This is a genomic window from Mesorhizobium sp. M7A.F.Ca.CA.002.09.1.1 (assembly GCF_003998555.1).
In the GTDB taxonomy this organism is placed as follows: domain Bacteria; phylum Pseudomonadota; class Alphaproteobacteria; order Rhizobiales; family Rhizobiaceae; genus Mesorhizobium; species Mesorhizobium ciceri.
This window is the reverse complement of record NZ_RZRR01001170.1, coordinates 1-1412: the sequence shown is the minus strand read 5'-3', so window position 1 is coordinate 1412 and position 1412 is coordinate 1. Positions and strand designations below refer to the sequence as shown.

At 62.3% G+C, this 1412-nt stretch carries 2 protein-coding genes; both read left to right on the top strand.

What is annotated here, in order from left to right; translation table 11 throughout:
* Positions 1 to 573, top strand: a 573-nt coding sequence (locus EN994_RS31455) for an electron transfer flavoprotein subunit alpha/FixB family protein (RefSeq protein WP_164746413.1), incomplete at its 5' end; no start/stop codon positions are given.
* A gap of 208 nt (positions 574 to 781) precedes the next feature.
* Positions 782 to 1412, top strand: a 631-nt coding sequence (locus EN994_RS31450) for a 3-hydroxyacyl-CoA dehydrogenase NAD-binding domain-containing protein (protein ID WP_127308151.1), incomplete at its 3' end; no start/stop codon positions are given.

The window sequence follows — 1412 nt, the reverse complement described above, 5'->3', positions numbered from 1 at the left end:
CCCGACACCTTCAAGCGGCCGATCTATGCCGGCAACGCCATCCAGACGGTGCAGTCGAGCGACGCCAAGAAGGTGATCACCGTGCGCACCGCCTCCTTCCAGGCAGCCCCCGAGGGCGGCTCGGCAGCCGTCGAGACCGTTAAGGCCGCGGCGAATCCGGGCCTCTCCACCTTCATCGAGAACAAGCTTTCCGAGACCGACCGTCCGGAGCTGACCTCGGCCAAGATCATCATCTCGGGCGGCCGCGCGCTGGGCTCCTCGGAGAAATTCCAGGAGGTCATCCTGCCGGTTGCCGACAAGCTCGGCGCCGCGGTCGGCGCTTCCCGCGCCGCCGTCGATGCCGGCTATGCGCCGAACGATTGGCAGGTCGGCCAGACCGGCAAGGTGGTTGCCCCCGATCTCTACATCGCGGTCGGCATCTCCGGCGCCATCCAGCACCTTGCCGGCATGAAGGATTCCAAGGTCATCGTCGCCATCAACAAGGACGAGGAGGCGCCGATTTTCCAGGTTGCCGACTACGGCCTCGTCGGCGACCTGTTCGTCATCCTGCCGGAACTGCAAAAGGCGCTTTGACGCTTTCTGCCAAAGCGTATTAAATGGTGAGGGTGGGGTAGACGAAGTCGCCCCGCCCTTTTAGTTTGCACCGCACAAAAAGCAGGCCGCAAAGGCTGAAAGCAATCCAGCAAAAGTGCGCAGCGGTTTTGCGTCCGGGATTGCGGTAAAATAAAAGGCGGAGCGCTTTCGCAGTTCAAGCGGAAGGGTTCAGGACGGGATCGGTGTAATGAGCAAGATCGAGACGATCGGCATCATCGGCGCGGGCCAGATGGGTGGCGGCATCGCCCATGTCTCCGCGCTTTCAGGCTACAAGGTATTGATCTACGATATCTCGCCCGACCGCATCGAGAAGGGCATCGCCACGATCAGCGGCAACATGGCCCGCCAGGTGGGGTCCGGCAAGCTCGACGAGAAGGTGCGCAACGATGCGATGGGCCGCATTTCGGCCGCGCCCGCGATGGCCGATCTTGCGGGTGCTGACCTGGTGATCGAGGCGGCGACCGAGGACGAGACGGTCAAGCGCAAGATCTACGCCCAGCTTTGTCCGCAGCTCAATCCCGAAGCCATCCTGGCGACCAACACCTCGTCGATCTCGATCACGCGGCTTGCCGCGCAGACCGACCGGCCCGAGCGGTTCATCGGCATACATTTCATGAACCCGGTGCCGCTGATGAAGCTGGTCGAACTGGTGCGCGGCATCGCCACCGAGGACCAGACCTTCGAGGCAGCCAAGACCTATGTGAAGCAGCTCGACAAGACGATCACGGTCTCGGAGGATTTTCCTGCTTTCATCGTCAACCGCATCCTGCTGCCGATGATCAACGAGGCGATCTACACGCTCTATGAGGGTGTCGGCT